The organism is Streptomyces sp. NPDC002104 (genome assembly GCF_053593795.1).
In genome coordinates, this window is sequence record NZ_JBSFDF010000041.1 from 1 (window position 1) to 26,274 (window position 26,274).

At 73.3% G+C, this 26,274-nt stretch carries 20 protein-coding genes; 10 read left to right on the forward strand and 10 right to left on the reverse strand.

The genetic code is table 11. The annotated features are described in order from the left end of the window. Positions 1-174: 174 nt before the first annotated feature. On the reverse strand, positions 175-1,479 hold the full coding sequence (locus ACWCP2_RS27995; protein WP_450911346.1) for an ABC transporter substrate-binding protein: 1,305 nt from the start codon (positions 1,477-1,479) through the stop codon (positions 175-177). A 257-nt stretch (positions 1,480-1,736) separates the two neighbouring features. Here ACWCP2_RS27995 and ACWCP2_RS28000 point away from each other — a divergent pair, with 257 nt between their 5' ends. Then, a complete protein-coding gene (locus ACWCP2_RS28000; RefSeq protein WP_450911347.1) occupies positions 1,737-4,523 on the forward strand; it encodes a glycosyl hydrolase in 2,787 nt (928 codons plus the stop codon). A gap of 30 nt (positions 4,524-4,553) precedes the next feature. Here the strand turns inward: ACWCP2_RS28000 and ACWCP2_RS28005 are convergent, their stop codons facing one another. Together ACWCP2_RS28005 and ACWCP2_RS28010 are read right to left on the reverse strand one after the other, a co-directional pair. Further along, the gene (locus ACWCP2_RS28005; RefSeq protein WP_450911348.1) at positions 4,554-5,609 is read right to left on the reverse strand and encodes a LacI family DNA-binding transcriptional regulator; all 1,056 of its coding nucleotides are present in this window, start codon (positions 5,607-5,609) and stop codon (positions 4,554-4,556) included. 180 nt (positions 5,610-5,789) lie between these two features. Then, positions 5,790-5,951, reverse strand: coding sequence for a carbohydrate-binding protein (locus tag ACWCP2_RS28010; protein WP_450911349.1), 162 nt, complete (start codon positions 5,949-5,951; stop codon positions 5,790-5,792). Between the two features lie 153 nt (positions 5,952-6,104). Here ACWCP2_RS28010 and ACWCP2_RS28015 point away from each other — a divergent pair, with 153 nt between their 5' ends. Both ACWCP2_RS28015 and ACWCP2_RS28020 read left to right on the forward strand, forming a co-directional pair. Next, positions 6,105-7,037, forward strand: a complete 933-nt coding sequence (locus tag ACWCP2_RS28015; RefSeq protein WP_450911350.1) for a LysR family transcriptional regulator — start codon at positions 6,105-6,107, stop codon at positions 7,035-7,037. An 89-nt stretch (positions 7,038-7,126) separates the two neighbouring features. After that, a complete protein-coding gene (locus tag ACWCP2_RS28020; RefSeq protein ID WP_450911351.1) occupies positions 7,127-8,497 on the forward strand; it encodes a carbohydrate-binding protein in 1,371 nt (456 codons plus the stop codon). Positions 8,498-8,664: 167 nt separating this feature from the next. Here the strand turns inward: ACWCP2_RS28020 and ACWCP2_RS28025 are convergent, their stop codons facing one another. From ACWCP2_RS28025 to ACWCP2_RS28035, 3 genes are all read right to left on the reverse strand, one after another. Beyond that, the gene (locus ACWCP2_RS28025) at positions 8,665-11,070 is read right to left on the reverse strand and encodes an ABC transporter substrate-binding protein (protein ID WP_450911352.1); all 2,406 of its coding nucleotides are present in this window, start codon (positions 11,068-11,070) and stop codon (positions 8,665-8,667) included. Positions 11,071-11,214: 144 nt separating this feature from the next. Beyond that, positions 11,215-12,054, reverse strand: a complete 840-nt coding sequence (locus ACWCP2_RS28030) for a DUF1206 domain-containing protein (protein ID WP_450911353.1) — start codon at positions 12,052-12,054, stop codon at positions 11,215-11,217. Positions 12,055-12,071: 17 nt separating this feature from the next. Next, complete coding sequence (locus tag ACWCP2_RS28035; RefSeq protein WP_450911354.1) at positions 12,072-12,521, reverse strand: SRPBCC family protein; 450 nt, start codon at positions 12,519-12,521, stop codon at positions 12,072-12,074. Between the two features lie 179 nt (positions 12,522-12,700). On the opposite strand from ACWCP2_RS28035, the gene ACWCP2_RS28040 reads away from it, so the two are divergent. Beyond that, a complete protein-coding gene (locus ACWCP2_RS28040) occupies positions 12,701-13,129 on the forward strand; it encodes a VOC family protein (RefSeq protein WP_450911355.1) in 429 nt (142 codons plus the stop codon). Between the two features lie 37 nt (positions 13,130-13,166). On the opposite strand, the gene ACWCP2_RS28045 is transcribed toward ACWCP2_RS28040, so the two are convergent. Continuing rightward, positions 13,167-13,829 carry a GNAT family N-acetyltransferase gene (locus ACWCP2_RS28045; RefSeq protein WP_450911356.1) on the reverse strand — a complete coding sequence of 221 codons (663 nt, stop codon included), beginning with the start codon at positions 13,827-13,829 and terminating at the stop codon, positions 13,167-13,169. A gap of 627 nt (positions 13,830-14,456) precedes the next feature. Between ACWCP2_RS28045 and ACWCP2_RS28050 the strand changes: the two genes are divergently transcribed. Then, complete coding sequence (locus tag ACWCP2_RS28050; RefSeq protein ID WP_450911357.1) at positions 14,457-14,861, forward strand: aggregation-promoting factor C-terminal-like domain-containing protein; 405 nt, start codon at positions 14,457-14,459, stop codon at positions 14,859-14,861. 85 nt (positions 14,862-14,946) lie between these two features. On the opposite strand, the gene ACWCP2_RS28055 is transcribed toward ACWCP2_RS28050, so the two are convergent. The 3 genes from ACWCP2_RS28055 to ACWCP2_RS28065 form a co-directional block, all read right to left on the reverse strand. Further along, the gene (locus ACWCP2_RS28055) at positions 14,947-17,811 is read right to left on the reverse strand and encodes a LuxR C-terminal-related transcriptional regulator (RefSeq protein ID WP_450911358.1); all 2,865 of its coding nucleotides are present in this window, start codon (positions 17,809-17,811) and stop codon (positions 14,947-14,949) included. A 95-nt stretch (positions 17,812-17,906) separates the two neighbouring features. Then, positions 17,907-18,767, reverse strand: a complete 861-nt coding sequence (gene bdeA, locus ACWCP2_RS28060; RefSeq protein WP_450911407.1) for a bis(hydroxyethyl) terephthalate hydrolase — start codon at positions 18,765-18,767, stop codon at positions 17,907-17,909. An 844-nt stretch (positions 18,768-19,611) separates the two neighbouring features. Continuing rightward, entirely contained in the window at positions 19,612-20,799 is a 1,188-nt protein-coding gene (locus tag ACWCP2_RS28065) for a PucR family transcriptional regulator (RefSeq protein ID WP_450911359.1), read from the reverse strand. A 196-nt stretch (positions 20,800-20,995) separates the two neighbouring features. Between ACWCP2_RS28065 and ACWCP2_RS28070 the strand changes: the two genes are divergently transcribed. Genes ACWCP2_RS28070 through ACWCP2_RS28090 form a run of 5 tightly spaced genes read left to right on the forward strand, consistent with a single transcriptional unit; the run spans position 20,996 to position 25,961 of the window. Continuing rightward, entirely contained in the window at positions 20,996-21,793 is a 798-nt protein-coding gene (locus ACWCP2_RS28070) for an ABC transporter ATP-binding protein (protein WP_450911360.1), read from the forward strand. Then, positions 21,790-22,668 carry an ABC transporter ATP-binding protein gene (locus ACWCP2_RS28075; protein ID WP_450911361.1) on the forward strand — a complete coding sequence of 293 codons (879 nt, stop codon included), beginning with the start codon at positions 21,790-21,792 and terminating at the stop codon, positions 22,666-22,668. The genes ACWCP2_RS28070 and ACWCP2_RS28075 overlap by 4 nt, the downstream gene beginning before the upstream one ends. Beyond that, on the forward strand, positions 22,665-23,555 hold the full coding sequence (locus ACWCP2_RS28080) for a branched-chain amino acid ABC transporter permease (RefSeq protein WP_450911362.1): 891 nt from the start codon (positions 22,665-22,667) through the stop codon (positions 23,553-23,555). The genes ACWCP2_RS28075 and ACWCP2_RS28080 overlap by 4 nt, the downstream gene beginning before the upstream one ends. Further along, complete coding sequence (locus ACWCP2_RS28085) at positions 23,548-24,690, forward strand: branched-chain amino acid ABC transporter permease (RefSeq protein WP_450911363.1); 1,143 nt, start codon at positions 23,548-23,550, stop codon at positions 24,688-24,690. The genes ACWCP2_RS28080 and ACWCP2_RS28085 overlap by 8 nt, the downstream gene beginning before the upstream one ends. Next, positions 24,687-25,961, forward strand: a complete 1,275-nt coding sequence (locus tag ACWCP2_RS28090) for an ABC transporter substrate-binding protein (RefSeq protein ID WP_450911364.1) — start codon at positions 24,687-24,689, stop codon at positions 25,959-25,961. The genes ACWCP2_RS28085 and ACWCP2_RS28090 overlap by 4 nt, the downstream gene beginning before the upstream one ends. Positions 25,962-26,274: the final 313 nt, after the last annotated feature.

Genomic DNA, 26,274 nt, shown 5'->3' on the forward strand with positions numbered 1-26,274 from the left:
GACGATGTCGGGGGTGACCGCGGTCAGATCCTGCCAGAGCGGCTGGGATCGTGCGGGCCCGGCGAGATCCGAAAGGGACGGCCCGGGCCGCAGCGGCCGGTCCCGGTCCCGGTCCCGGTCCCGGTCCCGGTCCCGGTCCCGGTCCCGGTCCCGGGTCCGGGTCCGGGTCCGGTGTCAGCCGGTCACGTTCGCCACGCCCTTCTTCGCCGTCGCCCACGCCGTCTCCGACGAGACTCCCTTGCGCTCGACCTCGCTCAGCGCGTTCGTCAGCTGTTGCATCACGTTCTGGTCGTGCACGCCCAGCACCTGGACCGGTGACTCCTTGGCCGCGTCACCGAAGATCCGGCCGATGGGGGCGCCCGAGAAGTACGGGTCCTTCGCGTCGGCGATCTTGGCGATGGCGCCCGTCGAGGAGGGGAAGTTGCCCTGCTTCTGGAAGACCTTCGCCTGCTGCTCGGGTGCGGTGAGCCACTCGATCAGTGCGTACGCCTCCTTCTTGTGCTTGGCCGCACGCGGGATGGTGAGGTAGGAGCCGCCCCAGTTGCCCGCGCCCCCGGGCAGCTTGGCGACGTCCCACTTGCCCTGGCCCGCGTCGCCGGCCTGGCCCTTGACGTAGCCGAGCATCCAGGCCGGGCACGGGATGGTGGCGAACGAACCGGCGGCGAAGGCCTGGTTCCACTGGGGGGACCACTGGTCGAGCTTGGCGCTCAGGCCGGCCTCGGCCGCCTTCACGGAGGTGTCCCAGGCCGTCCTGACCGCCGGGTTCGTCTCGTAGATCATCTCGCCGGCGGCGTTGTAGTACCGCTCCTTCTCCTGGCCGATCATGACCCCGTAGAGGGAGCCGACGCTGTCCAGCCAGGCGCTCTGGGCGGGGGCCTTCTTCTTGTACTCCTTGCCCAGCTCCAGATAGCCGTCCCACGTCGACCACCTCTTCGCGAGCTCCTCGCGGTCGGTGGGGAGGCCGGCCTGCTGGAAGAGGTCGGTGCGGAAGCACATGGCCTCGGGCCCCACGTCCGTGCCGAGGCCGAGGACCTTGCCGTCCTTCGTGGTCGCCGCGGACCACTTGGCCTCGGCGAACTGGCCCTTGAGCTTGTCGGCCCCGTACGCCGTCAGGTCCTGGAACTTGTCGGCCTGCTGCTGGGCGACGGACGCGATCCGGCCCACCTCGACGCCCTGCACGTCCGCGAGTCCGCCGCCGCCCGCGAGGCGGGTCTGGAAGGACTTCCAGTAGTCCGCCTCGTCCTGGGTGTCGCTCTGCTTGACCGTCACACCGGGGTGCAGCTTCTGGTACTCCTCGTACAGCCCGGCCTCCTTGTAGCCGAAGGATCCGAAGAGGTCGACCGTGAGGGTGACTTCTCCGCCCGCGCCGTCCGAGGAGTCCGGCGAGGCGCCGGATCCGCAGGCTGCGAGGAGGGCCCCGGTGAGAACGACGGCGCCGAGGCGGGCCGTGGCCCTCCTGGCGGCTCGGGCGATGGGCATGGGAAGCCTCCCTTGACTTCGGGATAGACGCCGGCGACGGCGTCCGAGCGCTTGAGAGCGCTCTCAATTCGTGCGTCTGGAGCGTCCCCCACCGCCCCCTCCCCGTCAAGACTCGAACACATAACAGCTTGGTGCCTGGCCCAATTGGCCTGCGAGCATGCTCCCTTGACACTGAGGTTTCAGGAGATTTACGTTCCATGGCACTTGAGAGCGCTCTCGAACGCGCTCTTCCCCCCACGTGATCGAGGTGCAGTTCCGTGCGAACCTCCCTCTCCAGACCCGCCGCGGCGACCCTCCTGGCCCTCGGCCTGGCCGCCCTCGGCCTGGGCCCCGCCGCCGCGCCCGCGGCCGCCGCCACCATCCCCGCGGGGTCCGGCAGTTACACCGATGTGCGACCCGCCGGTACGTCAGGACCCACGACGAACACCGGTGCCCCCGTCACCCCCAAACTCACCGCCGCCGCCCGGGACAAGCCGGTCCCGACCAACGACTGGTGGACCTCGCTCGCCTACCAGCGCTACGGCGACAACCCCTACTCCACCCCCATGTACGGCCACCCCCTCACCTACCAGGCCAAGGCCTCCGGCCTGGAGGTCGGCTACCCCACCACGCCCGCGATCGTCGGCGACGGACGGCAGTACGAGTACGCCCACAAGGCCGACCTCACCGTCGGCCTCACCGGCCTCAACTCTCCCGACACCAAGGCCGACGCCTGGTCGGACTGGACGGTCACCCCGTACTGGGCGGACGGCACCCGCACGTTCCGGGCCACCATCGGCCACGGCATGCCGTTCGTGTACGCCAAGGGCTCCGGCGGCGACGCCCGCATCACGACCGCCTCCACGCCCACCGTCTTCGCGGACAACGGCAACGTCCTCGGCATCACGGTCGCCGGTCACCACTACGCCCTCTTCGCCCCGACCGGCGCCGACTGGACCGTAAACGGGACCACGATCACCGCCGGACTCGCGGGCAAGGACTACTTCTCGCTCGCCGTCCTGCCCTCCGCGGACGCGCTCGCGACCTACCGCAGGTACGCGTTCAGCTTCGTCACCGGCTCCCAGGTGGCCTGGCAGAACGCCGGCGGCGACGTCCGGGCGACCTACACGCTGACCACCGAGGCGAAGGAGGGCACCGAACGCGGCACGCTCCAGGCCCTCTACCGCCACCAGTGGCTGCACACCACCGACGCGCTCACCCCGTACACGTACGTCTCACCGCGCGGCACCATGAAGGTGCGCGAGTCCGCCTCCTTCACCACCAGCCAGAAGAACAACGGCGTGCTGCCCGCCCTGCCCGCCTCCAGCGGCGTCGACCGGGCCCGGCTGACCGGCTATCTCAACGAGGTCGCGAACGCCTCCGACCCCTTCTCCGGGGCCGTCGACACCTACTGGACCGGCAAGGCGCTCGGCCGTCTCGCCCAACTGGTGCCCGTGGCCGACCAGATCGGCCAGAGCGCCACCCGCGACAAGCTCCTCGGCCTGATGAAGGGCCGGCTCCAGGAGTGGTTCACGGCGGGCGGGGCGAGCGGGTTCAGTTACGACAAGGACTGGAAGACCCTCACCGGCTACCCGGCCTCGTACGGCAGCGACACCGAACTCAACGACCACCACTTCCACTACGGCTACTACGTGTACGCCGCGGCGATCGTCGCCCAGTACGACCCGGCCTGGGCGGCGGACTCGGCCTGGGGCGCGATGACCAGGCACCTGATCCGCGACACCGCCAACCCGAGCCGCACCGACTCGGCCTACCCCTTCCTGCGCGGCTTCGACGTGTACGCCGGCCACAGCTGGGCCTCCGGCCACCAGGGCTTCGCGGCGGGCAACAACCAGGAGTCCTCGTCGGAGTCGGTCAACCTCAGCGCCGCTCTCGTGCTCTGGGGCGCGGCGACCGGCGACACCTCGCTCCGCGACCTCGGCAGCTACCTGCTGACGACGGAGTCCGAGGCGATCACCCAGTACTGGTTCGACGCGAACGAGCAGGTCTTCCCCGCCTCCTACACGTACGGCACGGTCGGCATGGTCTGGGGCAGCGGCGCCGCGTACTCCACCTGGTGGACCGCCAACCCGGAGGAGATCCACGGCATCAACGTCCTTCCCGTGACCGGAGGTTCGCTCCACCTGGCCCGCGAGAAGGCCGCCATCGCGCGGAACATCGCCGAGATGGAGCGCCAGAACGGCGGGCCGGCCCAGGAGTGGCGCGACCTGCTCTGGGAGTTCGAGGCACTGAGCGATCCGGCTTCGGCGAAGGCCAAGTGGGACGGGGCGAACGGCAATTACACGCCCGAACAAGGGGAGTCCAAGGCGCACACCTACCACTGGATCAGTACGCTCGGCGCGCTCGGCGCACCGGACATGACGATCAGCGGTGACCTGCCCACCTCCGCCGTCTTCACCAAGAGCGGCACCCGCACCTACGTCGCGCACAACCACGGAGCCACCGCCCGTACGGTGACCTTCTCGGACGGCAAGTCCCTGTCCGTGCCCGCCCGTTCGACGGCCACGGGCACCGGTGCCGGAAACCCGGACCCGGACCCGGATCCGGAGGAGCCGGGCCCGTCCACCGGCAACACCTTCCGCCTCAAGAGCGGCGGCGTCCTCACCACCTCCACCACCGACCCGGCCGGCGCGGACACCCTGGCCTCCGCCGACGGCGTCAACCGGGACGGCGCCCCCTACCGGCCCACCGTCTACGAGGCGAAGCAGGTCACCGGCAAGCTCTCCGCCGGGGGCGCCACCGCGTTCCGCCTCCGGGTGGACGCCGGCACCACGGTCGGGCTCGCCCCGCAGGTCCGGGTCAGCTACGACCTGACCGGCGACGGCACCTTCGACCGCACCGAAACCTTCCGCTACTTCGCGACCGACCCGGTCGCCGGCTGGGAGGAGTACACGCAGGCGGTCGGCGCGCAGGCCGTCACCGGCAGCCTGGGCGAACTCAAGAACGGCACCGTCCGCCTGGAGATCTGGAACGCGCTGGGCAACAGCACGTCGCAGGTGCAGACGGGCACCGACGCGGCGGTGCTGAGGATCCCGTACGTGTAGCACGGGCGGGCACGACCGGTGCGGCGGGTCTCAGGCCGAGGCCCGCCGCACCAGCATGGTCGGGGTGATCACCGAGTCGGGTCCCGCACCGTTCGAGCCGTTCGAGCCGTTCCCCGTACGGTCGAGACCGCGCAGCAGCAGCCGTGCCATCAGCCGCCCCTGGCCCTCGATGTCCTGCCTGACGGTGGTCAGCGGCGGGTCGGTCTCCTTGGCGACCGGATCCATGTCGTCGAACCCGACGACCGCCACCTGCCCGGGCACCGCGATCCCGCGCTCCCGCAGGACCCGTAGGGCCCCCGAGGCCATCAGGTCGTTCGCGACGAACACCGCGTCCAGGTCGGGCCGCCGTTCCAGCAGCTCCGCCATCGCCCGCGCCCCGCTCTCCACCGTGAAGGCGCCTTCGGTGACCAGCGTCGGGTCCATGTCCAGCAGCACGTCCCGGTAGCCGTCGAGGCGGTCGATCGCCGACGTCTGGTCGGCCGGCCCGGAGATGTGTGCGATCCGCTGCCGCCCGAGGTCCCGCAGGTACTGCACGGCGACCCGGGCCCCGCCCCGGTTGTCGGCGTCGACGTACGGCACGGCCCGTTCACCGGGGCCGGCGGTCCAGCCGGGCCGGCCCCCGAACACGGTGGGGATCCCCGCTCGCCGGGCGATCGCGGGCAGCGGGTCGTCCGTGTGCAGGGAGAAGGCGAGCGCGCCGTCCACGTGCCCGCCGGACAGGTACCGGGTGATCCGGTCGAAGTCGCCCGGGCCGTCCACCAGCAGCAGCACGAGCTGGGTGTCGTGGGCGGTCAGCTCCTTGCTGATGCCGCGGATCTGCTGGGAGAAGAAGGGGTCAGAGAAGATCCGCACCTCCGGCTCCGCGATCACGACGGCCACCGCCCCCGTCCGCCGTGTCACCAGCGTCCGGGCCGCGTGGTTGGGGACGTAACCGAGCTCGTCCACCGCCCGGAGCACCTTGTCGACCAGCGGTTTGCGGACTCCGTCGCCCCCGTTGACGACCCGCGAGGCGGTGGCCCGGGAGACCCCCGCGCGCGCCGCGACGGCTTCCAGGGTGGGGCGGGACCCGGGGGACTGCTCGGGCAAGGCGGTCGCTCCTCGTCGACGGGGGCGGCGACGCGCAAGGTGGTGCGGACCTGCGCCGTCGCCGGATCGTCTACAGCCTAGCGCCGGGACGGCCGGACGGCTGAGAGCGCTTCCAATTGGCTGCCGCCCAGCTCACCGCGGGCAGGGCGCCGCCGACGGCGGCCTGGGAATGCGGCCCGCTCAACCGGTGTAGGGCTGCCACATTCTGACCGTCGTCGCCGGATTGCTCGCGGAATTCGACTTGTGCGTCACCAGGCACCGGTACTGCCTGCCGAAGTGAACGACACGGTCGTTCTCCGCGTACTGCCGGTTGACCTTCCACTCCGAAAATCCTGCTGCCATGGAACGCCACCTCTCATCGGGCCGGCCGACTGCCGCCCGCATGAAGCATCGCACCCTCCTGAGCAGGGCGGACACCAGATGGTGTCGGCCGGCCCGATTCCGGATGCGGCAGACCCGTAGCGCACGCGGACAGGTCTGGACCAAGCTCGGGGCATGGATCTGGAGTTGAGGCACCTCAAGATCGTCAGTGCCGTCGCCGACGCCGGCAGCCTGACCCGCGCGGCCACCGTGCTGGGGCTGACCCAGCCCGCGCTCAGCACCCAGCTCAAGCGGATCGAGCGGGCGCTGGACGGGCCGCTCTTCGTCCGGGGACGGGAAGGAGTACGCGCCACCGCGCTCGGGGAGCTGGTACTGGAACGGGCGCGCGTGCTGCTCCCGGCCGTGTGCGCGCTCCAGGAGGAGGCGGTGCGCTTCGCCCGGCAGCCGACGGCCGGCTACCGGCTCGGGGGAACGCACGGGCCGCTGCTGGGCGGGCTAGTGGACCGGATCGTCCGGCAGGAGCCCGGCGTGCCGGTCACCACGTACACCTCCTGGTCGGAACGGGAGGTGGCCGACGGCGTGGCCGCCGGCAGGCTGGACTTCGCCCTGGTCGGGGTGTGCGGGGAGAGCGCCCCGCCGGGGCGGGGGCTGCTCGCCTGGAGGGAGGTCGCGCGCGATCCGGTGCACGTGATGCTGGCCGAGGACCACCCGCTGGCCCAGCGGCCGTGGATCGAGCTCGCGGAACTGGCCGCCGAGGCCTGGACCGACGTACCGGGCGACGGGTGCTTCGGCGACTGCTTCGCGGCGGCGTGCGTGCGGGCCGGGTTCACCCCGGCCTGCGTGTACGAGACGGACACGGCTTCGTGCGTGCACCTCGTCCAGGTCGGGCGGGCCGTGGGGCTGTGCCGGGCGACCTTCCATGCGACCCCCGGGCTGGTGACCCGGCCGCTCGCCGGGAACCCGCTGGTCTGGCGGCACCTGCTCGGCTGGCACCCGGCGGCGCAGCCGGCCGCCCGCACGGCGGCGGTGCTGCGCCGCGCGCGCGACGCGCACACGCAGGCACTGGCCCGGTCCTCGGCGGCCGTGGTGCCCGCCGCGCGGCCATAACGCCGGGGGAGGGGCCAACCGGCATCTCCCGCCGGAGCGTTCGGATTCCTACGGTGTCGCTGACCCCCACCGAACCGAGGAGATCCCGCATGCTCACACGACACGCCCGCGCGGCGTGTACCGCCCTGGCCGCCGCCGGGCTGCTGCTGGCCGCCACCGGCGCCGTCGCCACCGCCGCCCCCGCCCACTCCGCCGGCTCCGTGCGCCCGCAGAAGTCGGCCGCCGCCACCCTGCGCGCCGCCGACGCTCCTCCCGAACTGCTCGCCGCCATGCGGCGCGACCTCGGCCTGACCCCCACGCAGGCCGAGGCGCGGCTGGCCCACGAGGCCGAGGCGGGAGCGACGGCCGCCCGGCTCCAGGCCCGGCTGGGCGCGGCCTTCGCCGGAGCCTGGCTGGACGGCGCCGACGCGAGCACGCTGACCGTGGCCACCACCCGGGCCGCCGACACCGCGGCGATACGGGCCACCGGAGCCCGGGCGAAGCTCGTCGGCCGCTCCCTCGCCGACCTGGACACCGCGAAGGCCGTCCTGGACCGGGCGGCCACGGCCGGGACCCCGGTCCGCTACGTCGACCCGCGCGGCAACACCCTGGTCGTCGAGGAGACCCGGCCCGGGGCTGCGGCCGCCCTGCTGGCGGCCACCGGGACCGACGCGGCACTGGTCACGGTGGTCCGTACCGCCGGGGCCCCGCGCCCGCTGTACGACCTGCGCGGCGGGGACGCGTACTACATGAACGGCAGCGGCCGCTGCTCGGTGGGCTTCCCCGTCACCAAGGGAACGGTGAACGGCTTCGCCACGGCCGGCCACTGCGGTCGGGCGGGCACCACCACCAGCGGGTTCAACCAGGTGGCCCAGGGCTCCTTCCAGGCCTCCGTTTTCCCCGGGAACGACATGGCCTGGGTGGCGGCGAACGCCAACTGGGCCTCCACCCCCTACGTCAAGGGCAGCGGCGGGGCGAACGTGCAGGTCACCGGCTCGGTGCTGCAACCCGTCGGAGCCTCGGTGTGCCGCTCCGGATCGACCACGGGCTGGCACTGCGGGACCATCCAGCAGCACAACACCAGCGTCACCTACCCCGAGGGCACCATTTCCGGCGTCACCCGCACGACGGTCTGCGCCGAGCCCGGTGACTCCGGCGGCTCCTACCTCTCCGGCAGCCAGGCCCAGGGCGTGACCTCGGGCGGCTCCGGCGACTGCTCCAGCGGCGGGACCACCTTCTTCCAGCCGCTGAACCCGATTCTCTCCGCCTACGGGCTGACCCTCAAGGTCACCGGAACCGACCCGGGCCCCGGCCCCGGCCCGGGTGACCCGGAGCCCGGAGGCACCTGGAAGGCCGGCTCCGTCTACGCGGCCGGCGCCACCGTCACGTACGGCGGAGCCGGCTACCGCTGCATCCAGGGCCACCAGGCCCAGACGGGCTGGGAGCCGCCCGTGGTCCCGGCCCTCTGGCAGCGGCTGTAAACCACCCGGTACGAGAGCGGGCGCCGTGGCTGCCAAGGGGGGAGCCACGGCGCCACCCGTTCCGCCCGTGGTCCGTGACGCGACGGACCACGGGCGGAACGGGTCAGGGGCGGAACGGATCACAGCCGGAACAGGTCACGGGCAGAACGGACCACGGGCGGAACGGGTCAGGGGGCGCCGGGGCCGGTCCGCACGGTCGTCCAGCTGCCGCCCTTCACCGCGTACACCGTCAGTTGGCGGTTGACCGTGTCGCCGTACGCGTCGAAGGCCACCCGCCCGGTGACGCCGTCGAAGGACAGTCCCGACACGGCTCGCGGCATCTTCGCCCTGGCGTCCGCGGGGAGGGTCCCGCCGTGGGCCGCCACCACGGCCTTCACCGCCTCGATGACGGCCCAGGTCGCGTCGTACGCGTAGGGCCCGTACGAACCGGCCGCCTCCGGGTACCCCGCCTCCCGGTACCGCGCGAGGAAGTCCCGCCCCTTCTCCAGGGCCTCGGCAGGAACGCCGATGCCCGTCGCGAGGTCACCCTCGGCCTTCGGGTTCGCCGTCAGGTACTGCTGGTCGAAGATGCCGTCGCCGCCCATCAGGGGGACGGTCACCCCCGCCTGCCGCAACTGCCCGGAGAGCCGCCCGGCGGCGTCGTAGTAGCCGCCGAAGTACACGGCATCGGCGCCGGAGGCCCGGATCTGCGGGGCCAGGTAGGAGAAGTCGTCCTGCGCGGGATCGACCCGGTCCTTCCCCACGACGGTTCCGCCGAGCTTCGTGAACGCCGCTCCGAGCCCGGACGTGAGGCCGGTGCCGTAGGCGCTGCCGTCGTCGATGACGTAGAGCTTGCGCTTCCCGGCCTCGCCGTGGAGGTACCGCGCGGCGAACGGCCCCTGGTCCACGTCCGTGGCGACGGTCCGGAAGTAGGTGGTGTACGGGCGGGACTTGGAGCCCTTGGCCCAGTCCGGGCCCAGGGTCAGCACGGGGTCGGTATTGGACGGTGAGACGCTGACGAGGTTCGCCCGTCCGAGCGGCTGCGCCATGGTCTTGGCGACGGAGGAGGTGAGCGGCCCGACCACGCCGAGGACCTTCGCGTCGTCGACGAACCGCGAGGCGTTCGGCCCGCCCTTGGCGGGAGCGGCCTCGTCGTCCAGCGCCTTGATCTCGAAGTTCACGCCGGGTACGTGCCCGGTGCGGTTGGAGGTCCTGACCGCCAGGTCGGCGGAGTTCTTCATGCCGACGCCCATGGCCGACAGGCCGCCGCTGAGCGGTGCGTCGAGCCCGATGACCACGGTGACCGAGGAGGCCGCGGCACCGCTGCCGGACCCCCCGCCACCGGGCGGGGTGTCACGGGTCAGCTTCCAGGTCAGAACGGAGCCGGCGGCGAGCGTGACCAGGGCGACCCCCAGAACGGCGGAGCGCCGCGTCAGGGTGCGCCGCCGGGCGGACGCACCCCCGTCCCGCCCCCGCTGGTCCGCCCGGCCGAGCGAGATCAGATCCTCGGCCGGGGGCACGGCCACGGGCGGGCCGGTCGGCCGCTCCGGTACGGGCAGGCGGCGCGTCCCGGGCGCGGGCGCCGGTTCCTCGGCCGTGGGTGTCGGCGGGGAGGAAGGCACCTGGGAATGGGACGGGGACGGGGACGGGGACGGCAGGTCCGATTCCCGATCGGCCGGGGTCGCAGCGTCCTCGGTCGCCGCCTCCGTGGCGGGCGGCGGTACGGGCCCGCGCGCGACGGCCTTCGCGGTCGGGTCCGCCCGGGACCGGGAGGACCGCAGCGCCGACGCCAGCAGCTCCGCGGCCTCGACGGCGCCGACGCGTTGCGCCGGGTCCTTCGTGAGGAGCGCGTCCAGCACCGGTGCCAGCGGGCCGGCATGGGCCGGCGGCCGGTGGGGCCGGGTGAAGACGGCCACGGCAAGGGCGTGGAGCCCGTCGGCCTCGAACGGCGGGCGCCCCTCGATGGCGTGGTAAAGGGTGGCGCCCAGTGCCCACAAGTCGTTGGCGGGGGTCGGGCGCTTGCCCTCCAACTGCTCCGGGGGCATGTAGTGCGGGGTGCCGATGACGGTCCCGCTCTGACTGAGCTTCGTCGTGGCGTCCGCGAGGTGGGCGATGCCGAAGTCGGTGAGGACGACGCGGTCCTTGGACAGGAGCACGTTGTCGGGCTTGATGTCGCGGTGGATGATCCGTGCGCCGTGCGCCTCGGTGAGCGCGCCGAGCAGGGCTGCCCCTATCTCCGCCACGCGCCGCACGGGCAGCCGGCCCTGATGGCGGATGGCCGCGGCGAGGGACTGCCCCCGGATGAACTCCATGACGATGACGGGGGCGCCGTGGTGCTCGACGACGTCATGGATCGTGATGATCCCGGGATGGCTGAGAGTGACCGCCGCGCGGGCCTCCCCGGTGAAACGCCTCAGCAGCGTCGCGCGGTCCCCGTCGTCCAGCCCCGCGGGGAACAGGATCTCCTTGATGGCGACTTCGCGTCCGAAGAGCTGCTGGTCGAGGCCGCGCCAGACCCGGCCCATGCCCCCCTGGCCGATGGGTTCGACCCGTTGGTACCGGCCGGCGATGAGTTCGGAGTTCTGCTCGGTCACGCGCACACTCTAGGACCTGTTGGACCTATCGGGTGAGGGAACCGTGGCCTGATCCCGCACCCTGGACGGATGCGCACGAGGAGGCGGCCGGGGCGGCCGGAATCCTGGGACAGCGGCCCGCCCCGTGCGCCTGCCGACCCGGGATCAGACGGTGCGCCACCGTGCCATGGCCCAGGAGAACAGTCCGAAGAGCACCAGCCCCACGGCGACCGCCACCAGCAGCCACGGACCCGCCGGGGTCGTGGTGAACGACCGCAGGGTGTCGTCCACGCCCTTGGCCTGGGCGGGGTCGTAGCGCCGTGCCGCGTAGACGAGGAAGCAGCCGGCCGCGGTGCCCACGAGTCCCCGGGCCAGGCCACCGCTCACCCCGAGGAAGTCCACGGCCTTGCGCCACCGTGCGGAGGCACCTCCCATGGACAGGTGCTTGCGGAATTTGCGCCGCGCGGCCTGCACCGCGATGACCACGCCCGCGATCGCGATCGCGACCCCGGCAACGCCCACCAGCCATTGTCCGGCGGGCAGTTCCAGGGCCTTGGCCGTCATGTCGCGCGACTGTTCGTCCCCGGAGCGTCCGCCGCCCGTGGGGAAGGTCAGCACGGAGAAGGCCACCACGCCGTAGAACACGCACCGGCCGGCCGAGGCCAGCCGCTTCAGGGGCTTGTCACCGTCCGGTCCGGCGGCCCCGAACAGGGCCTCCGACAGACGCCACAGCGCCATGCCCACGAGGCCGAGGCCCACCGCCCAGACGAGGACGGCACCGAAGGGCTTGCTCGAGATCTCCTGGAGGGCTCCGTGCCGGTCGGCCTCCGAACCACCGCCTCCCAGGGCGATGCGCAGGGCCAGCGCTCCGATCAGTACGTACAGCACTCCGCGCGTCGCCAGCCCGCTGCGCGCGGTGATCTCCCGGCCCCGGCCGCCCTGCGAGGCGGTGCGTGCCGCCTTGGACGCGGCATCGGATCCTCCGCGCGCCGCCTGTTTTCCCATCACCGTTCCCGTCACCGTCAGATCTCGCCGCGCCAGGAACCCGTCGCGGTCCCCCGCGATTCGATGAAGAGCTTGAATCGTTTCAGATCACCCGCCACCTGACGTTTGACGAAGCCGAGCTTGTCGGCAGACTTCTCGGCGAGGCCTTCCGGCGCCCAGTTCATGTGCAGGACGACCTTGGTGGTGGTCGCGTCGATCGGCTGGAAGGTGACGAGCCCGGCCTGGCGGGCCTCCCCGTCGACCGTCATCCAGGCGACGCGCCGGTCCGGGAACTGCTCGGTGATCTGTGCGTCGAACTCGCGCTGCACGCCGTTCACGTTCGTCACCCAGTGGGTGAGCGTGTTCGTGCGCTGGTCGATCCGTTCGACCCCCTCCATGAAGGCGGGGAAGTCCTCGAACTGTGTCCACTGGTTGTAGGCCGTGCGTACAGGGACGTTGACCTCGACGTACTCCTCGACGTGCGACATGCGCACCCCTTCCGTGTCGTCAGCAGCCCGCACCCTCAGGTGCGGGTCGTCCGTCAGGACGCTCGAAGGGCGGTTACCCGGGCTTGACGTGCCCATGCGCGGACCGCGCACCCCGGGAAGGCTGCGCGGCCTTGCGCCACCTTGCGTGTACGGACGAGCACCCAGGGCACACGGGGGACATGACCGTACTCAAGACAAGCGTCCTCGTCCTGGACTGCGCCGAGCCCGAACCCCTGGCCAGGTTCTACGCCGAACTGCTCGGAGCGGAGGCCGGTCCGTGGACCGGGGACGGGGAGCTGATCCTCGTCACGGGCAGCTCCGGTGTGGCGCTCCTCGGGATCCGGCGCGATCCGAACCACCTGCCGCCGAGCTGGCCGGCGCCGGACGGCTCCCAGCAGGCCCATCTGCGGATCCTGGTCGCGGACGACGCCCTCGACGAGGCCGAGCGCGAGGCCGTGTCGCTCGGCGCGCGCCCGCTGGCGGCCGAGGAGGACGGCAGCGGGCCGGACGTCCGAACGACGCTGCGCCGGTTCAGTGATCCGGCGGGCCACGCGTTCGTCCTCGCGGCCGTACGGGAGGACCCTGCCGGCGGCGGCGCCGGCCGGTGACGTGCGGCGGGGTGCCCACCCCCTGACGGCGGCACGCTCAGGGGGACGCGGGCGGGTCCGCCGGCGCGGGTGCGCGCCACATGGGCCAGAGGGTGGGTCCGTCCTGCGGGAGGCGGAGTTCGCCGGTGACGCGGAAACCCAGCCGTTCGTAGAAGGGGACGTTGGCGGCCTTGCTCGACTCCAGGTAGGCGGGTTGCCCGAGCCTGTCGCAGTCGGCCAGTTGCTGGCGCAGCAGCGCCGACCCGACTCCCGTCCCCTGGAGCCCCGGGTCCGTTCCCACGGACGGCAGGTACCAGTGCGGGGTGTCCGGATGGGCCTCGTGCATGACGTTCTGGACCTCACCGGCGCGTGCCATCCCGCGGAGACCGAAGACGCGTACGTAGTGGGGGAGCGCCGCCAGCTCTCCCCGCGCGGAGGTCTTCCAGTGCCCGGGACCCGACCACAGCGCGGCCGCCAGCAGGCGCCCGTCGCCGGTGGCGGCGACCCGGACGCCCCCGGCGCGGGGGCGCTGCTGGCGCTGGGAGAGCTCGAAGTAGCGTGCGATCCGGCGCTCCCGGTCGTCAGACGCGGGGACCATCCACGCCATGACCGGGTCGTCGGAGAAGGCGCGGGCCAGCAGGGCGGCGACCGCCCCGGACTCGGAGGGCCGGGCGAACCGGATGCCGTACCCGGCGATGGGCGGTGTCGTACGGGTGCTCATGGGGCCACGCTAGGCAGCGGCCCGGTGCTTCCGCGGTCGCGCACGACGGACACGCCGCACGGACCACCCGACGACGCCACGGGCACGGCCACGGGCACCGCCACGGGCCGCTACGGCCAGGGCCACGGGCAGCTCGGCGCGACCCTGCTGAAAGCATTGCGGCGCGCGACGCGGAAAGCGGCGTTCGAGGCACCCGTGACCTTCGATCCAGGGGGCGTGAATGCTCCGAAACCTTCCCCCGAAAGGCGTACGAGCGGCCACGCAGGGTGAGTTCCGGGCCCCTGGCCGGTGACCCGCCCCACAGGACCTAGGTCACATACGAGGCGGGATAGTAGTCCTTAAACGTCCCCTACCCACCCCCGCGCACCACCCCCCACCTGCGAGGACATCCACCCGCCCCCTCGGGGGTCGTTGCGCCCCGGCTGCGAGGACCACTAGTAAGAGGGGTCGTTGCCAGGCGGGCTCTACCCCCGTAGAACTGGATGAGTCGCAAGACGGACGGAGGAGCCCCCGGGTTCACCCCCGAGACCTCCCGCCCGCCGACGATCCCCTCTCCTTCACGTGAGTGGTTCACGCACGCTTCCGGTGCGTATGCGACCGTCCCTGTCCCCGTTGAAAGGTCCGTCCGTGTCCAACGCCGTCATCCGCCGCATCGCCGCTTCGAAGAAGACCCTCGCGGGTACCGTCCTCGCCCTGGGTGTCGCCGGTTCCATGCTGGCCGCGGTTCCCGCGCAGGCCGCCCCGATGAGTGCCAAGGCGATCGCCCAGCAGATGATCAAGGACCCGGCACAGTTCGCGGCGTTCAACAACATCGTGTCCCGCGAGAGCGGCTGGAACCACACCGCCACCAACTCGGCCTCGGGCGCCTACGGCCTGGTCCAGGCCCTGCCGGCCTCGAAGATGGCCTCGGCGGGCTCGGACTGGAAGACCAACCCGGCCACCCAGATCAAGTGGGGCCTGGACTACATGAACTCCCGCTACGGCAGCCCCCAGGGCGCCTGGACCTTCTGGCAGAACCACCACTGGTACTAAACCACCAGCGGATCACGCGGACACACGACGCTCGGCCGGACATCCCGGCCGAGCGTTTTCGCATGCCTGGACGCCGATGGAGGCCTCAGGGCCGCGCTTCGCGCCTCTCGGCCCGGTCGACCAGACGCGAGAGCTCGGTCCGGGAGCGCACTCCGAGCAGGGCGAAGACGTTGCGCAGGTGGTGGTCCACGGTGCGCGGGCTGACCGAGAGGCTCAGCGCCACCTCGCGGTTGGTGGCGCCCTCGGCGACACGGCGCGCGATGCGCAGCTGCTGCGGAGTCAGGACGGCCAGTCCACCCGTGGGCACCGGGGCCGGGGCGTCACCGGTCGCCCGCAGTTCGCCGCGGGTCTGCTCGGCCCACGCCGGGGCCCCGCAGTGCTCGAAGGCGACCAGGGCGTCCCGCAGCCGGTTCTTCGCCTCGGCCGGACGGCGCCGGCGCCGCAGCCACTTTCCGTACAGCAATTGGGTACGGGCCCGCTCGAAGTCGCCGTGCACGGCCTCGTGACGGGTCAGCGCCAGGGTGAAGAACGCGTCGGCGGTGTCGTCCGGCGGGGCGATCAGTGCGCGGCACCGGGCCAGTTGCGCCGGCGCCTGCGGGTCGGCGCCCTGGGCCGCCCACAGGGCGAACGCCTCGACGGCCACCCTCGCCTCCACCGCGGCCCCGGACTGCACGGCGGCTTCGACGAAGCAGGGCAGGGCGAGCATGCGGACGGCGAAGTGGCCGCGCCCGGGCCCCGGCCGGGTCAGCGGGCCGAGCCGGGCGGCGGCTTCGAAGGGCCGGCCGCGGCACAGGTCCGCGCGCGCCGAGGCCCATTCGGCCAGCGTGACGGTTTGGAGCAGTCCGTGCGGGCGGGCGATCTCCACGGCGGCTCCCGCATGGGCGGCGACGGCCGCCGCGTCGTCCTCGACCGAGGCGACCAGGGCCAGGATGGCGTGCTGGCCGGCGGCCACGTTGCGCTGCCCGGCCCGGTGGGCGGCGCGCAGGCCCTCCTGCGCGTGGCTCCGGGCCCGTGCGTGCTGGCCGGCCCGTAGTTCCGCGTACGCGAGGTGTTCGAGGATCCGCGGGGTGAGCGAGGCCAGTCCCCGGGACCGGGACACGGCCAGCGCCCGCGCGTTGGCCCGGCAGGCCGCCGGTATGTCGCCGAGCACCAGCGCGGCCACCCCGGCCCGCATCAGACGGGTGGGATCGTCGTCGTCCCGCGCACGGTCGAGGACCCGCCGCAGGGGCGACGCGGCCTCGGCCAGGTGCCCGTCGAGCGCCGTACGCAGTCCGGCCCGGTAGTCGCGCCTCGGATCCTGCGGGGGAGAGGGGAGCGGGGGCCCGGCGAGGACGGGGGCCCCGGCGTGCTCCGGGGCTCCGGCGTGCTCCGTGGTTCCGGCGCGTTCCGGGGCTCCGGCGCGTTCCGGGGCCTCGGCGAGGGCGGCGAGGCAGGCCACGGCGTCGCCCGCGGCCCACGCCGCGTCCATCGCCTCCATCCTGGCTTCCAGGGCCGCCTCCGCGTCGGACGGGTCGAGCCGCTCGGCAGCCATGAGCAGCGCCTGATAGGCGTCGCCGACGGGCCCGTCCCGCAGGGCCATGCTGCCCCGGACGAGTTCCGTGCGCCCGTGCACCGTGTCGGGGGAGGCGCCCTCCCGGGTGGCGGCCAGCAGCCGGCGCGCCCTGCGGGTGTGCCCGGCCAGCCGGGCGTAGTCCGCCGCCGCGGTGAGACGGGCGGTACGGACGTCCTCCTGGGCGGTGAGTTCCGCGGCCCTGGACAGGGCGGCCGAGCGTTCCATGCCCGACGTCGGCGTGCCGGGAGCGGAGGCCGCGACGAGGCCGGCCGCGAGGGCGGCGTCGGGTCCCTGCGCGGCCAGGGCGAGGTGGAGCAGCCGGCGCAGCCGGTGGCGGTCGGCGTCGAGGGCCGAGGCGAGCAGCGCGTGGGCGGCCCGGCGCCGCGAGGACGGCGCGCCGGTGTAGACGGTCCGCCGCAGCAGGGACCCCGCGAAGGTGATGCGGTGCCCGTCGTGGTGCACCAGCCCGGCCGCCTCGGCCGGGTCCAGCGCGGCCGGGTCCAGTCCGGCCGCGCGGGCCGCGCGCAGGACCAGGGCGGCGTCGGCGTCCGCCGCGTCGGGGTCGGGTTCGTGCGCGGCCGCTGCCAGCAGCAGGAGCTGCCGGGTGGCGGACGGCAGCGGGGCGAGGCGGCCGCCGAAGGTGGCCCACAGGGCGCCGCCGTCCACGAGGGGGCGGGGCAGCCGCCGCCGGCCACCGAGCTGATCCGGTGTCAGGCGCCGGGTGAGGGCCGTCAGGACGGCGGGGTTGCCCTCGGCCTCGGCCAGCAGCTCCGAACGTACGGAAGGGTCCAGGACCCCACCCGTGAGGTCACGGAGCAGGGCGGCCCCCGCGCCGTCGTCGAGCGGGCCGAAGCGGAGCACGGGCAGCCCCGCGAGGCAGGGATCGGCCGCCCGGTGCTCCGCGGCCGAGAGCAGGAGCCCGATCGGGCGCGCGGGATCGGGGCGCCGCGCGGCCGTGCCGAGGACGGCCCGCGAGGGCGCGTCCCACAGGTGTACGTCGTCCACGCAGACGAGCAGCGGCTCGTCCCCGGGGACGTGCCGCCTCAACAGGTCGGGTAGATGAGGAGGTTCCGTCGGCCCGGCCGGACGGACCGTTCGGAACACGGTCGGCGCCGGCACCGAACCCCCTGCTTCGGCCGCCGCGCACAGCAGTGCGCGTACGCCGTCGTAGGGTCGGGGCTCGCGGGTCAGGGCCCGGGGGCGCAGGACCGGCCCGCGGGTGAACTCGTCGCCGGCCCAGGCGAGAAGAGCGCTCCGGCCCAGTCCCGGCTCGGCCACGAGCAGCAGCGCCCCGCCGTGTGGGGGCCGGAGCCGCTGCGACAGGGCGGCCACAGCCGCCAGTTCGGCCGTCCGGCCGTGGATCCGGCACGGACGTGCCCCAGTCGTGTGTCCGGTCACGCCGGTGAGGTTACTGCCGTGTAAACCATGGCGGAAGACCGGACGCGGCAGGTGGGAGACCGGAGCGGAACGGCCTCCCGCCTGCCGGGGGTGGATCAGGAGGTGTGGGGGCAGTTGCCCCGGTACTCCTCGATGGCCGGGTTCGGGGCCGGGAGCGGGCAGAGGAACTGCTCGTAGCGGGTGTCGTTGTCGATGAACCGCTTCAGCCACGCGACGCTGTACTTCGCGATGGTGGTGTCCGGGCTGTTCGGGGTGAAGTGCGTGGCGTTGTTGAGTTCCAGGTACGCCTTGTCGAGCGAGCCGGGCAGGCTCGTGTAGAAGGGCTCGGAGTGGGTGGCGACCGGTGCGACCGTGTCGCCGTCGGCCCCCACGATCAGGGTCGGGGTCTTGATCTCGGGCCAGGACTTGTCGGTGTTCCAGCCGGTGAGCGCGATCGCCGCCTGCAGCGAAGTCCGGCTCTTGGCGGCCTCCAGCGTCCCGCCGCCGCCCATGGAGTGGCCCATCACGCCGAGCCTGCCGCTGTCGATCCTGGTGCGGACGCTGCTGCGCTCCGTGAGGTAGTCCAGGGCGGACAGCAGCTGGCGTCCCCGGCTGTCGGGCTGGTCGAGGGTGGTGAGCGTGTCGATGGTCAGGACGACGAACCCCTGGGAGGCCAGCCGCGGGCCGAGCCAGGCGATCGACGACTGGTAGGCGGTGAAGCCGGGCGAGATCACCACGGCGCCGAAGGTTCCGTCCGCGGTGGACGTGGGGTAGTAGAGGGTGCCGCCGCCGAAGCCGGTGACGCTCAGGGAGGAGACGCTGGTCTGGGACACCGCGTAGGAGCCGCGGAGGGCCTCGATGCTCGCCTCGGTCGGCGCGGGGCCCCGCTCGTAGGGGTTGGCCGCCGAGGCGTGTGCCCCGGAAGCCGTGCCCGTGGCGATCGCGCCGATGGTCACGAGCGCCGCCAGTGCGGACACGAGCGAACGGAGCCGCCCCCCGCTGCCGGCGCGGCCTGCGCTGTTGAAGTGGTGGTGATGGTGCTGCTGCACGACGGAGTCGTCCTCTCGGTCGTGGCGGAGCCGGCCGGGCGCGGGTGGTGCCCGGCCTCGTGCCGAGGCCCGTACCGCCCGCCGATGAGCCGGCTCCGCCGCTTGAGCTGGCCGGACCACTGTCAGCGCGCACCCCACGGGCCCACATCGGCGGAATCACCGGCCTCTCACCGACACCCGCGACCACCGACCGTCGCCCGAGCCCCACGGCCGAGGCCGCCTTCCGGCGGGCGAGGTCGGCTCCGCGCGGGCCAGGCCGGCTTCGCGTGGGCCAGGCCGGCTGCTCCTTACCAGGCCGGCTCCCCACGGGAGATTCCGATTGCCCCGGGCACGGCTGGCTCCGCGCGGGTGAGGCTGGCATCCCGCAGGCGAGGTCCGTTCCCGCGAGCGAGGCCGGCTGCCTGCGTACCGGGCCGGCTCACCGCGCGCTATGCCCACTCCCCGCGTAGGAGGCGCGCTCCCCACGGAAGGTTCCGACTGCCCCCTCGGGTGAGGCCCGCTCCGCGCGGGTGAGGCCGGCGTCCAACCGGTGAGGCCCGTCCCCCGGAGTAGGCCGGCTGCCCGCGTAACAGGCCGGCTCACCGCGCGCTATGCCTACTCCCCGCGTAGGAGGCGCGCTCCCCACGGAAGATTCCGGCTGCCCCTCGGGTGAGGCCGACTGCCCCGGGGTGAGGCCCGCTCCGCGCGGGCGCGGCCGGCATACCTCAGGCGAGGCCCGCTCCCCTGGAGGAGGCCGGCTGCTCCCCGGCGTGGCCGGGCCCGGCCCCGTCGGTCAGCCGCCCGACAGGCGGTACGCGTCCCGCGCCAGGGTCAGGGCGATCAGGTCCCGGGGGCGGGAGAGCGACTTCGACGTCAGGTGCTCCAGCCGGCGCAGCCGGTTGAAGACCGTGTTGCGGTGGCAGTACAGCCGGCTCGCCGCGCGGCCCGCCGAACCCTCCGCCGACAGCCAGGCGTCGAGGGTCTCCAGGAGCATCGCCCGGTCCGCCGGGTCCAGGTCCAGCAGGGGACCGAGCACCGCCTGGACCAGCTCGGCCGACAGCTCGGGCTGGCGCACCACCAGGGCCGTGGGCAGCCGGTCGGCCAGCCGTACCAGTACCCGTTCGTCCTGCCCGCAGGTCCGCAGCGCCGTCTCCGCCAGCCGCCGGGCCCGCCCCAGCTCGGCCAGCCCGTCCACCACCGGGCTGATGCCGCCCGGCCCCGGGCAGCGGTCCGCGAGTTCCGCCGCCAGATCGGCCGGCGAGGAGTCGCCCAGCGCCACCACGGCCAGCTCCCGCTCCGTCCGCATCCGCCAGAACAGCCGCATCCCGCCCGCCGCCACCACCCGGTGCACCGCGTCCGCCCGGTCGGCCGGCAGCACGACCACCGCGTACCGCCCCTGCTCCGGGAGGTCCAGCGCCAGCGCCACCTGGGCCGCCAGGGCCGGCGCCGTGTCCCCCTCTAGCAGGGCGTCCAGCAGGGCCTGCGCCCGCTCGTCGCTGCGCCGGCGCATCTCCACCTCCGCGGTGCGGTACGCCTCCGCGGTGGCGGCCGCCTGCTGCTCGATCCCCGCCCACATGGCCCCGGCCGCGCGCGCCAGGACGGGCAGCGCCTCCGGCTCCTTCTCGGTGACGATGTCCAGCAGCGCGTCCCAGGTGAGCCGGCCCGCCCTGCGGTACGCGTAGAGCAACAGGTCCAGCGGGAGCCCCTGTTCGGCCCGGCGCCGGCCCAGTTCCTCGGCGTACGCGAGGTCCTTGCGCGGGACGGAGCGGGATGCGGCGAAGGCCTCGATCCCGTAGTGCATGGCCTCGCTGACCTGCTGCCAGTGCTCGTCCCGCGGAACGGCCAGGTCGAACAGCGGCGAGTGCTTCGCCAGATCCCTGATGAGCTGGTCGGTGAGGCCCGGGATGTCGGCGATGAGTACCTCCGCCGCCGACACCAGGACCGACCACTCCTGCTCCGTGCGCGTTCTGCGTCCACCCATGGCCGCTGAGGATGTCACCCCGCCTCCGCCGCCGTAAGGGGCGCGCGCGACAGGTCTGTGCGCGTGCACAACACGCTCCTGTCCGGGCTGGTCATCGGCAGCGATTCCGCTTCCGGCCGTGGACGCCCGCCCCGGGCCGGTGCTGGTCTGTGCGCCAGCACAAGGCCGCCCAGAGGAACCAGAGGAAGGAGAGGACGTGGGTTCGCTGCACGTGCGTGAGCTGTCCATCGGCTACGGGCCGGTCCGGGCACTGCGCTCCGTATCGCTCGACGTGCCCGCCGGCGCGGTGGTCGTCGTACTCGGAGGGAACGGCGCCGGGAAGTCCACGCTGCTGCGCGCGGTGTCCCGGACGCTCGGGTTCCACCGGGGAGCCGTCACGGGCGGGAGCATCGCCTTCGACGGCCGGCCGCTGGACGGACTCACCCCGGACCGGGTCGTCGCCGCCGGCGTGGTGCAAGTACCGGAGGGTCGCAAGGTGTTCACCCGGATGACCGTCGCCGACAACCTGCGCGCCGGGGCCCTGGGAGGGCGCGCGGGATCCCGCGCCGACACGGCCCGTTCCCTGGCCCGGGTGCACGAACTGTTCCCCGTACTGGCCCAGCGGGCGCGCCAGCGGGCCGGGCTGCTGTCCGGCGGCGAGCAGCAGATGCTCGCCCTGGGCCGGGCCCTGATGGCGCGCCCGCGGCTGCTGCTGCTCGACGAACCCACCCTCGGGCTCGCTCCCAAGATGGCCGCCACCATCGCCGAGACCATCACCGAGATCAACGCCTCCGGCGCCTCGGTGCTCCTCGTCGAGCAGAACGCCGCCCTGGCGCTGCGGCTCTCCTCCCACGCCTACGTCCTGGAGGTCGGCGAGGTCACCCTCGACGGCCCGGCCGCCGAGCTGGCCGCCTCGGACGAGGTACGGCGCCGCTACCTCGGCATCACCGACGAGTCCGCGCCCGAGGCGGCCGGCGCCGGGGCACGGCGGGAACTGCGCAGGTGGACGGCATGAACGCGAACGCCTCCCCGCCGCCGAACGCCTCTCCGCCGAACGCCTCCCCGCCCACGAAAGCATCCCCGCTGCCACACGGCTCCCCGCCCAGCAGCAGCTCTCCGCCGCCGCTCACCGTCACCGACGTCACCGTCCGCTTCGCCGGACTGACCGCGCTCGACGCGGTCTCCTTCACGGTGGACCCCGGCAGCGTGCACGCCGTCATCGGACCCAACGGAGCCGGCAAGTCCACCTGCTTCAACGTGCTGTCCGGGGTGTACCGGGCCACCGGCGGAAGCGTCCGCTTCGGCGCCGCCGAGCTCACCGGCCTCGCCCCGCACGCCGTCGCGGCCCTCGGCGTCGCCCGCACCTTCCAGAACCTGGCGCTGCCCCCGCACACCACCGTCGCCGACAGCCTCATGCTGGGGCGCCACCGGCTGATGCGGACCGGCTTCCTGGCCGCCGGCCTGCGGCTGCCCGCCGCCGCGCGCGAGGACCGCCGGCACCGCGAACGGGTCCGGGAGATCGCCGAGTTCGTCGGCCTGGAGGGCGACCTCGCGGCGCCCGCCGGCTCCCTCCCGTACGGAAAGCAGAAACTCGTCGAACTCGCCCGGGCCCTGTGCATGGAACCCCGGCTGCTGCTCCTCGACGAACCCGTCGCCGGCATGACCGCCGACGAGAGGCGGCGCACGGCCGCCGTCATCGCGGGCGTCCGCGACGGACTCGGCATCTCGATCGTGCTGGTCGAACACGACATGGGGGTGGTGATGCGGCTCGCGGACGCGGTGACCGTACTCGACTTCGGCAGGCGCATCGGCGGCGGGACACCGGCGCAGGTGCAGAACGACCCCGCGGTGGTCCGCGCGTACCTCGGAGAGGAGGAACCGGCCGCATGACCACCTTCCTCGAACTGCTCCTCGGCGGGCTCTCCATGGGCTCCGTCTACGCCCTGATCGCCCTCGGCTTCGTGGTCATCTTCAAGGCCACCGAAGTGGTCAACTTCGCCCACGCCTCCCTGCTCCTGGCCGGCGGGTACGTCACCGCGACCCTGCACGAGGAGCTCGGATTCTGGGGCGCGCTCCTGGCCGGCGCCCTCTCGGCGGCCGCGGTCGGGGCGGCGATCGAGTTCCTGGTGATGCGGCGCTACCGGGGCCAGGACCAGAGCGTGCTGGCCATCGTCACCATCGGCGTCGACATCCTCCTCATCACCGACCTCACCCGGCGCCTGGGCACCGACGTGCTCCCGCTCGGCGACCCGTGGGGCGACCGCGTGGTCCACCTCGGCGCCGTCACCGTGCCCCAGACCCGGATCGCCGCCATCCTCACCGCCGGACTGCTGATCACCGTGTTCCTGCTCGTGTTCCGGCACACCTCCTGGGGCGTCGCCATGCGCGCCGCCGCCGAACAGCCCGAAACGGCCGCGCTGATGGGCGTACGGCTGGGCCGGGTCTCGCTCGCGGCGTGGGCCGTGGCCGGGGCGCTGGCCGCCGTCGCCGCGCTGTTCCTGACCGTCTTCCCCACGCCGGGACTGGAGCGGGCCACGTCGCTCGCCGCCCTGAAGGCCTTCCCGGCCGCGATCCTCGGCGGTCTCGACTCCACCTCGGGCGCCCTGGCCGGCGGCCTCATCGTGGGCGTCACCGAGGCACTGGCCACCGGCTACCAAGGCCAGTTGACCTTCCTCGGCCGGGGCATCGGCGACCTGGCCCCGTACCTGGTGATGGTCGCGGTCCTGCTGATCCGTCCCGCCGGACTCCTCGGCACGAAGGAGCTCGCCCGTGTCTGACACCCGCAGCCCCGTGCTCCACCCCGAGGCCGTCGCCCCCGCGGCCGCCACCCGGCCGCGGCCGCTCACCGCCCGCAACGCGGCAGCGCTGGCCGCCTGCCTGGTGCTCCTCGCGCTGCCCTTCTACCTCGACCGGTTCTGGCTGCAGGCCGGACTGTTCGCCATCGCGGCCGCCATCGGGGCCATCGGGCTCAACCTGCTCACCGGAGCCACCGGCCAGCTGTCGATGGGCCACGCCTTCTTCCTCGCCGTGGGCGCCTACGGGTACTGCGCGCTCGCCGGGGACGGCAGCACGGCGGGCGGTCACACGCTGGTCGGACTCGGCCTGCCGAGCTGGCTCGCCGCGATCCTGGCCGTCGCCCTCGCCGGGGCGGCGGGCGGCCTCTTCAGCCCCATCGCCGGGCGCCTGCGCGGCGCGTACCTCGGCATCGCCACGCTCGCGCTGATCTTCATCGGCCAGCACGTGCTCTTCAACGCCACGAGCATCACCGGCGGCTTCAACGGCCGGGCCGTGGAGCCGCTGTCCCTCCTCGGGTTCACCTTCGACGACACCGAGACCGTCATCGCCGCCGTCCCGTTCCAGTCCGCCGAGAAGCTCTGGTACGTCGCCCTCGCCGCCCTCCTCGGCGGTGCGCTGTTCGCGCGCGGAGTCCTGCGGGGCCGGCCCGGCCGGGCCATGAACGCCCTGCGCGACCACAGCATCGCCGCCGGGGTGATGGGGGTGCCGGTCGCCCGGTACCGGGCCGCCGTCTTCGTCCTGTCGTCCATGTACGCGGGGCTCGCCGGCGTCCTGCTCGCCCTGGTCTTCCAGCGCACGGTGCCCGACTACTTCGGCATGGTGCTGTCCCTGGAGTACCTCGCGATGATCGTGATCGGCGGCCTGGGCACCGTCGCGGGCGCCGTCGTGGGCGCGGTCTTCGTCTCCCTGCTGCCCCAGCTCCTCACCCGCTACAGCGAAGCCCTCCCGCTGGTGTCCGCCCCCGGAACGGGCGGGGTCTCGCCGGGCGAGGCCTCCCGCTACCTGTACGGAGCGGCCGTCGTCGTGGCCGTCCTGTTCCTGCCGGGCGGTCTGACCGGCATCACCCGGACCCTCCGGACCCGAACCCGCACCACACCCCCGAAGGAGCGAACGTGAACAGCAGAAGGCACGCCGCCGCGGTCCTGGCGGCCGTACTCGTCCTGACCGGCGCCGCCGCCGGGTGCAGCAGCAAGGCCAAACCCGCCGGGGGAGCCGGCGGGGACAAGCCCGCCGCGGGCGGGGTCAAGGCCGGGGCCGGGGTGAGCGACAAGACCATCAAGCTCGGCGCGCTCACCGACATGACCGGGGTCTACGCCTCCCTCGGCAAGAGCGTCACCCAGGCCCAGCAGCTGTGGGTCAAGCAGACCAACGCGGCGGGCGGCATCTGCGGCCGCACCATCGAGCTGACGGTCCGCGACCACGGCTACGACCCGCAGAAGGCCCTCGCCGCCTACACCGAACTGGAGCCCTCGGTGCTGGGCTTCGCCCAGTTCATCGGCTCCCCGTTCGTCGCCGCCGTCAAGCAGCGGGTCGACGGCAAGGACAAGGGACTGGTCATCCCGCAGGCCTGGTCCGCCTCCCTGCTCGGCAGCCCGTACATCCGTACCGTGGGCGCGACGTACGACATCGAGACGATCAACGCCGTCGGTTTCCTCCTCGACCAGAAGCGGATCGCCTCGGGCGACAAGATCGGGCACGTCTACTTCGAGGGCGACTACGGCGAGAACGCCCTGACCGGTTCCAAGGCCATCGCCGCGGAGGCCGGCCTGACCGTCGTCGAGCAGAAGATCAAGCCGACCGACAACGACATGACCGCCCAGGTCGCCGCCCTCAAGCAGGCCGGGGTCAAGGCCGTGGTCATCAGCGCCGGCCCCCGCCAGGCGGCCTCGCTCGTCGGAGTCGCCGCGGCCGGCGGCTGGAACGTGCCCTTCGTCGGCAACAACTCGGCCTTCGCACCGCAGCTGCTGGCCACCCCGGCGGGCGCGGCCCTGCAGAAGGACTACTACGTTGCCTCCTCGGCCCTGCCGATCGGCTCGCCCGAGGCGGGCCCGGCCGCGCTGGCCGCCGCGTACAAGGCGGAGTACCCGGACGCCGGCCTGGACAACGGAGTGGTGGCCGGATTCAGCGCCGGCGCGCTGTTCGGGGAGGTGCTGAAGAAGGCATGCGCCGACAAGGACCTGACGCGCGAGGGGATCCGGGCGGCCCTGCTGAGCCTGAAGTCCTACGACAACGGCTTCGGCATCACGCACGACTTCTCGGACCCGAAGGCCCCCTCCACCCGGCAGAGCGTCATCCTGAAGCCCGATGCGACGGTCCCGGGCGGCATGAAGGTGGTCAAGGAGGCCACCGCGGCGCCCGCCGCGACGAAGTTCACGCCCGCTTCCTGAGGACGGGCGGGACACGGGCGCCGCCGCCCCGACCCCGACCGGTGTCGGGGCGGCGGCGTCCGTGCGCCGGCCGGCGACCGCTTCGTCTCCCGATGAAACGCTCGGGGCGCCTTCGCCCAAGTACTGGACGAGGGGACCGTCCGGGTTCCCGCACAGGGGAGGATCCGGGTGCTCAGCGCAGGACAGCGAAGGCCAGTTGGAGGAAGCCCGATGAACGAGAGGCCCAGTGGTATCGAAAGGCCCGGCGGTTTCGATAGGCCCAGCGGTTTCGAAGAGCGCCTCAAGGCGGCGCTCATCGCACGGCTACCGGAGG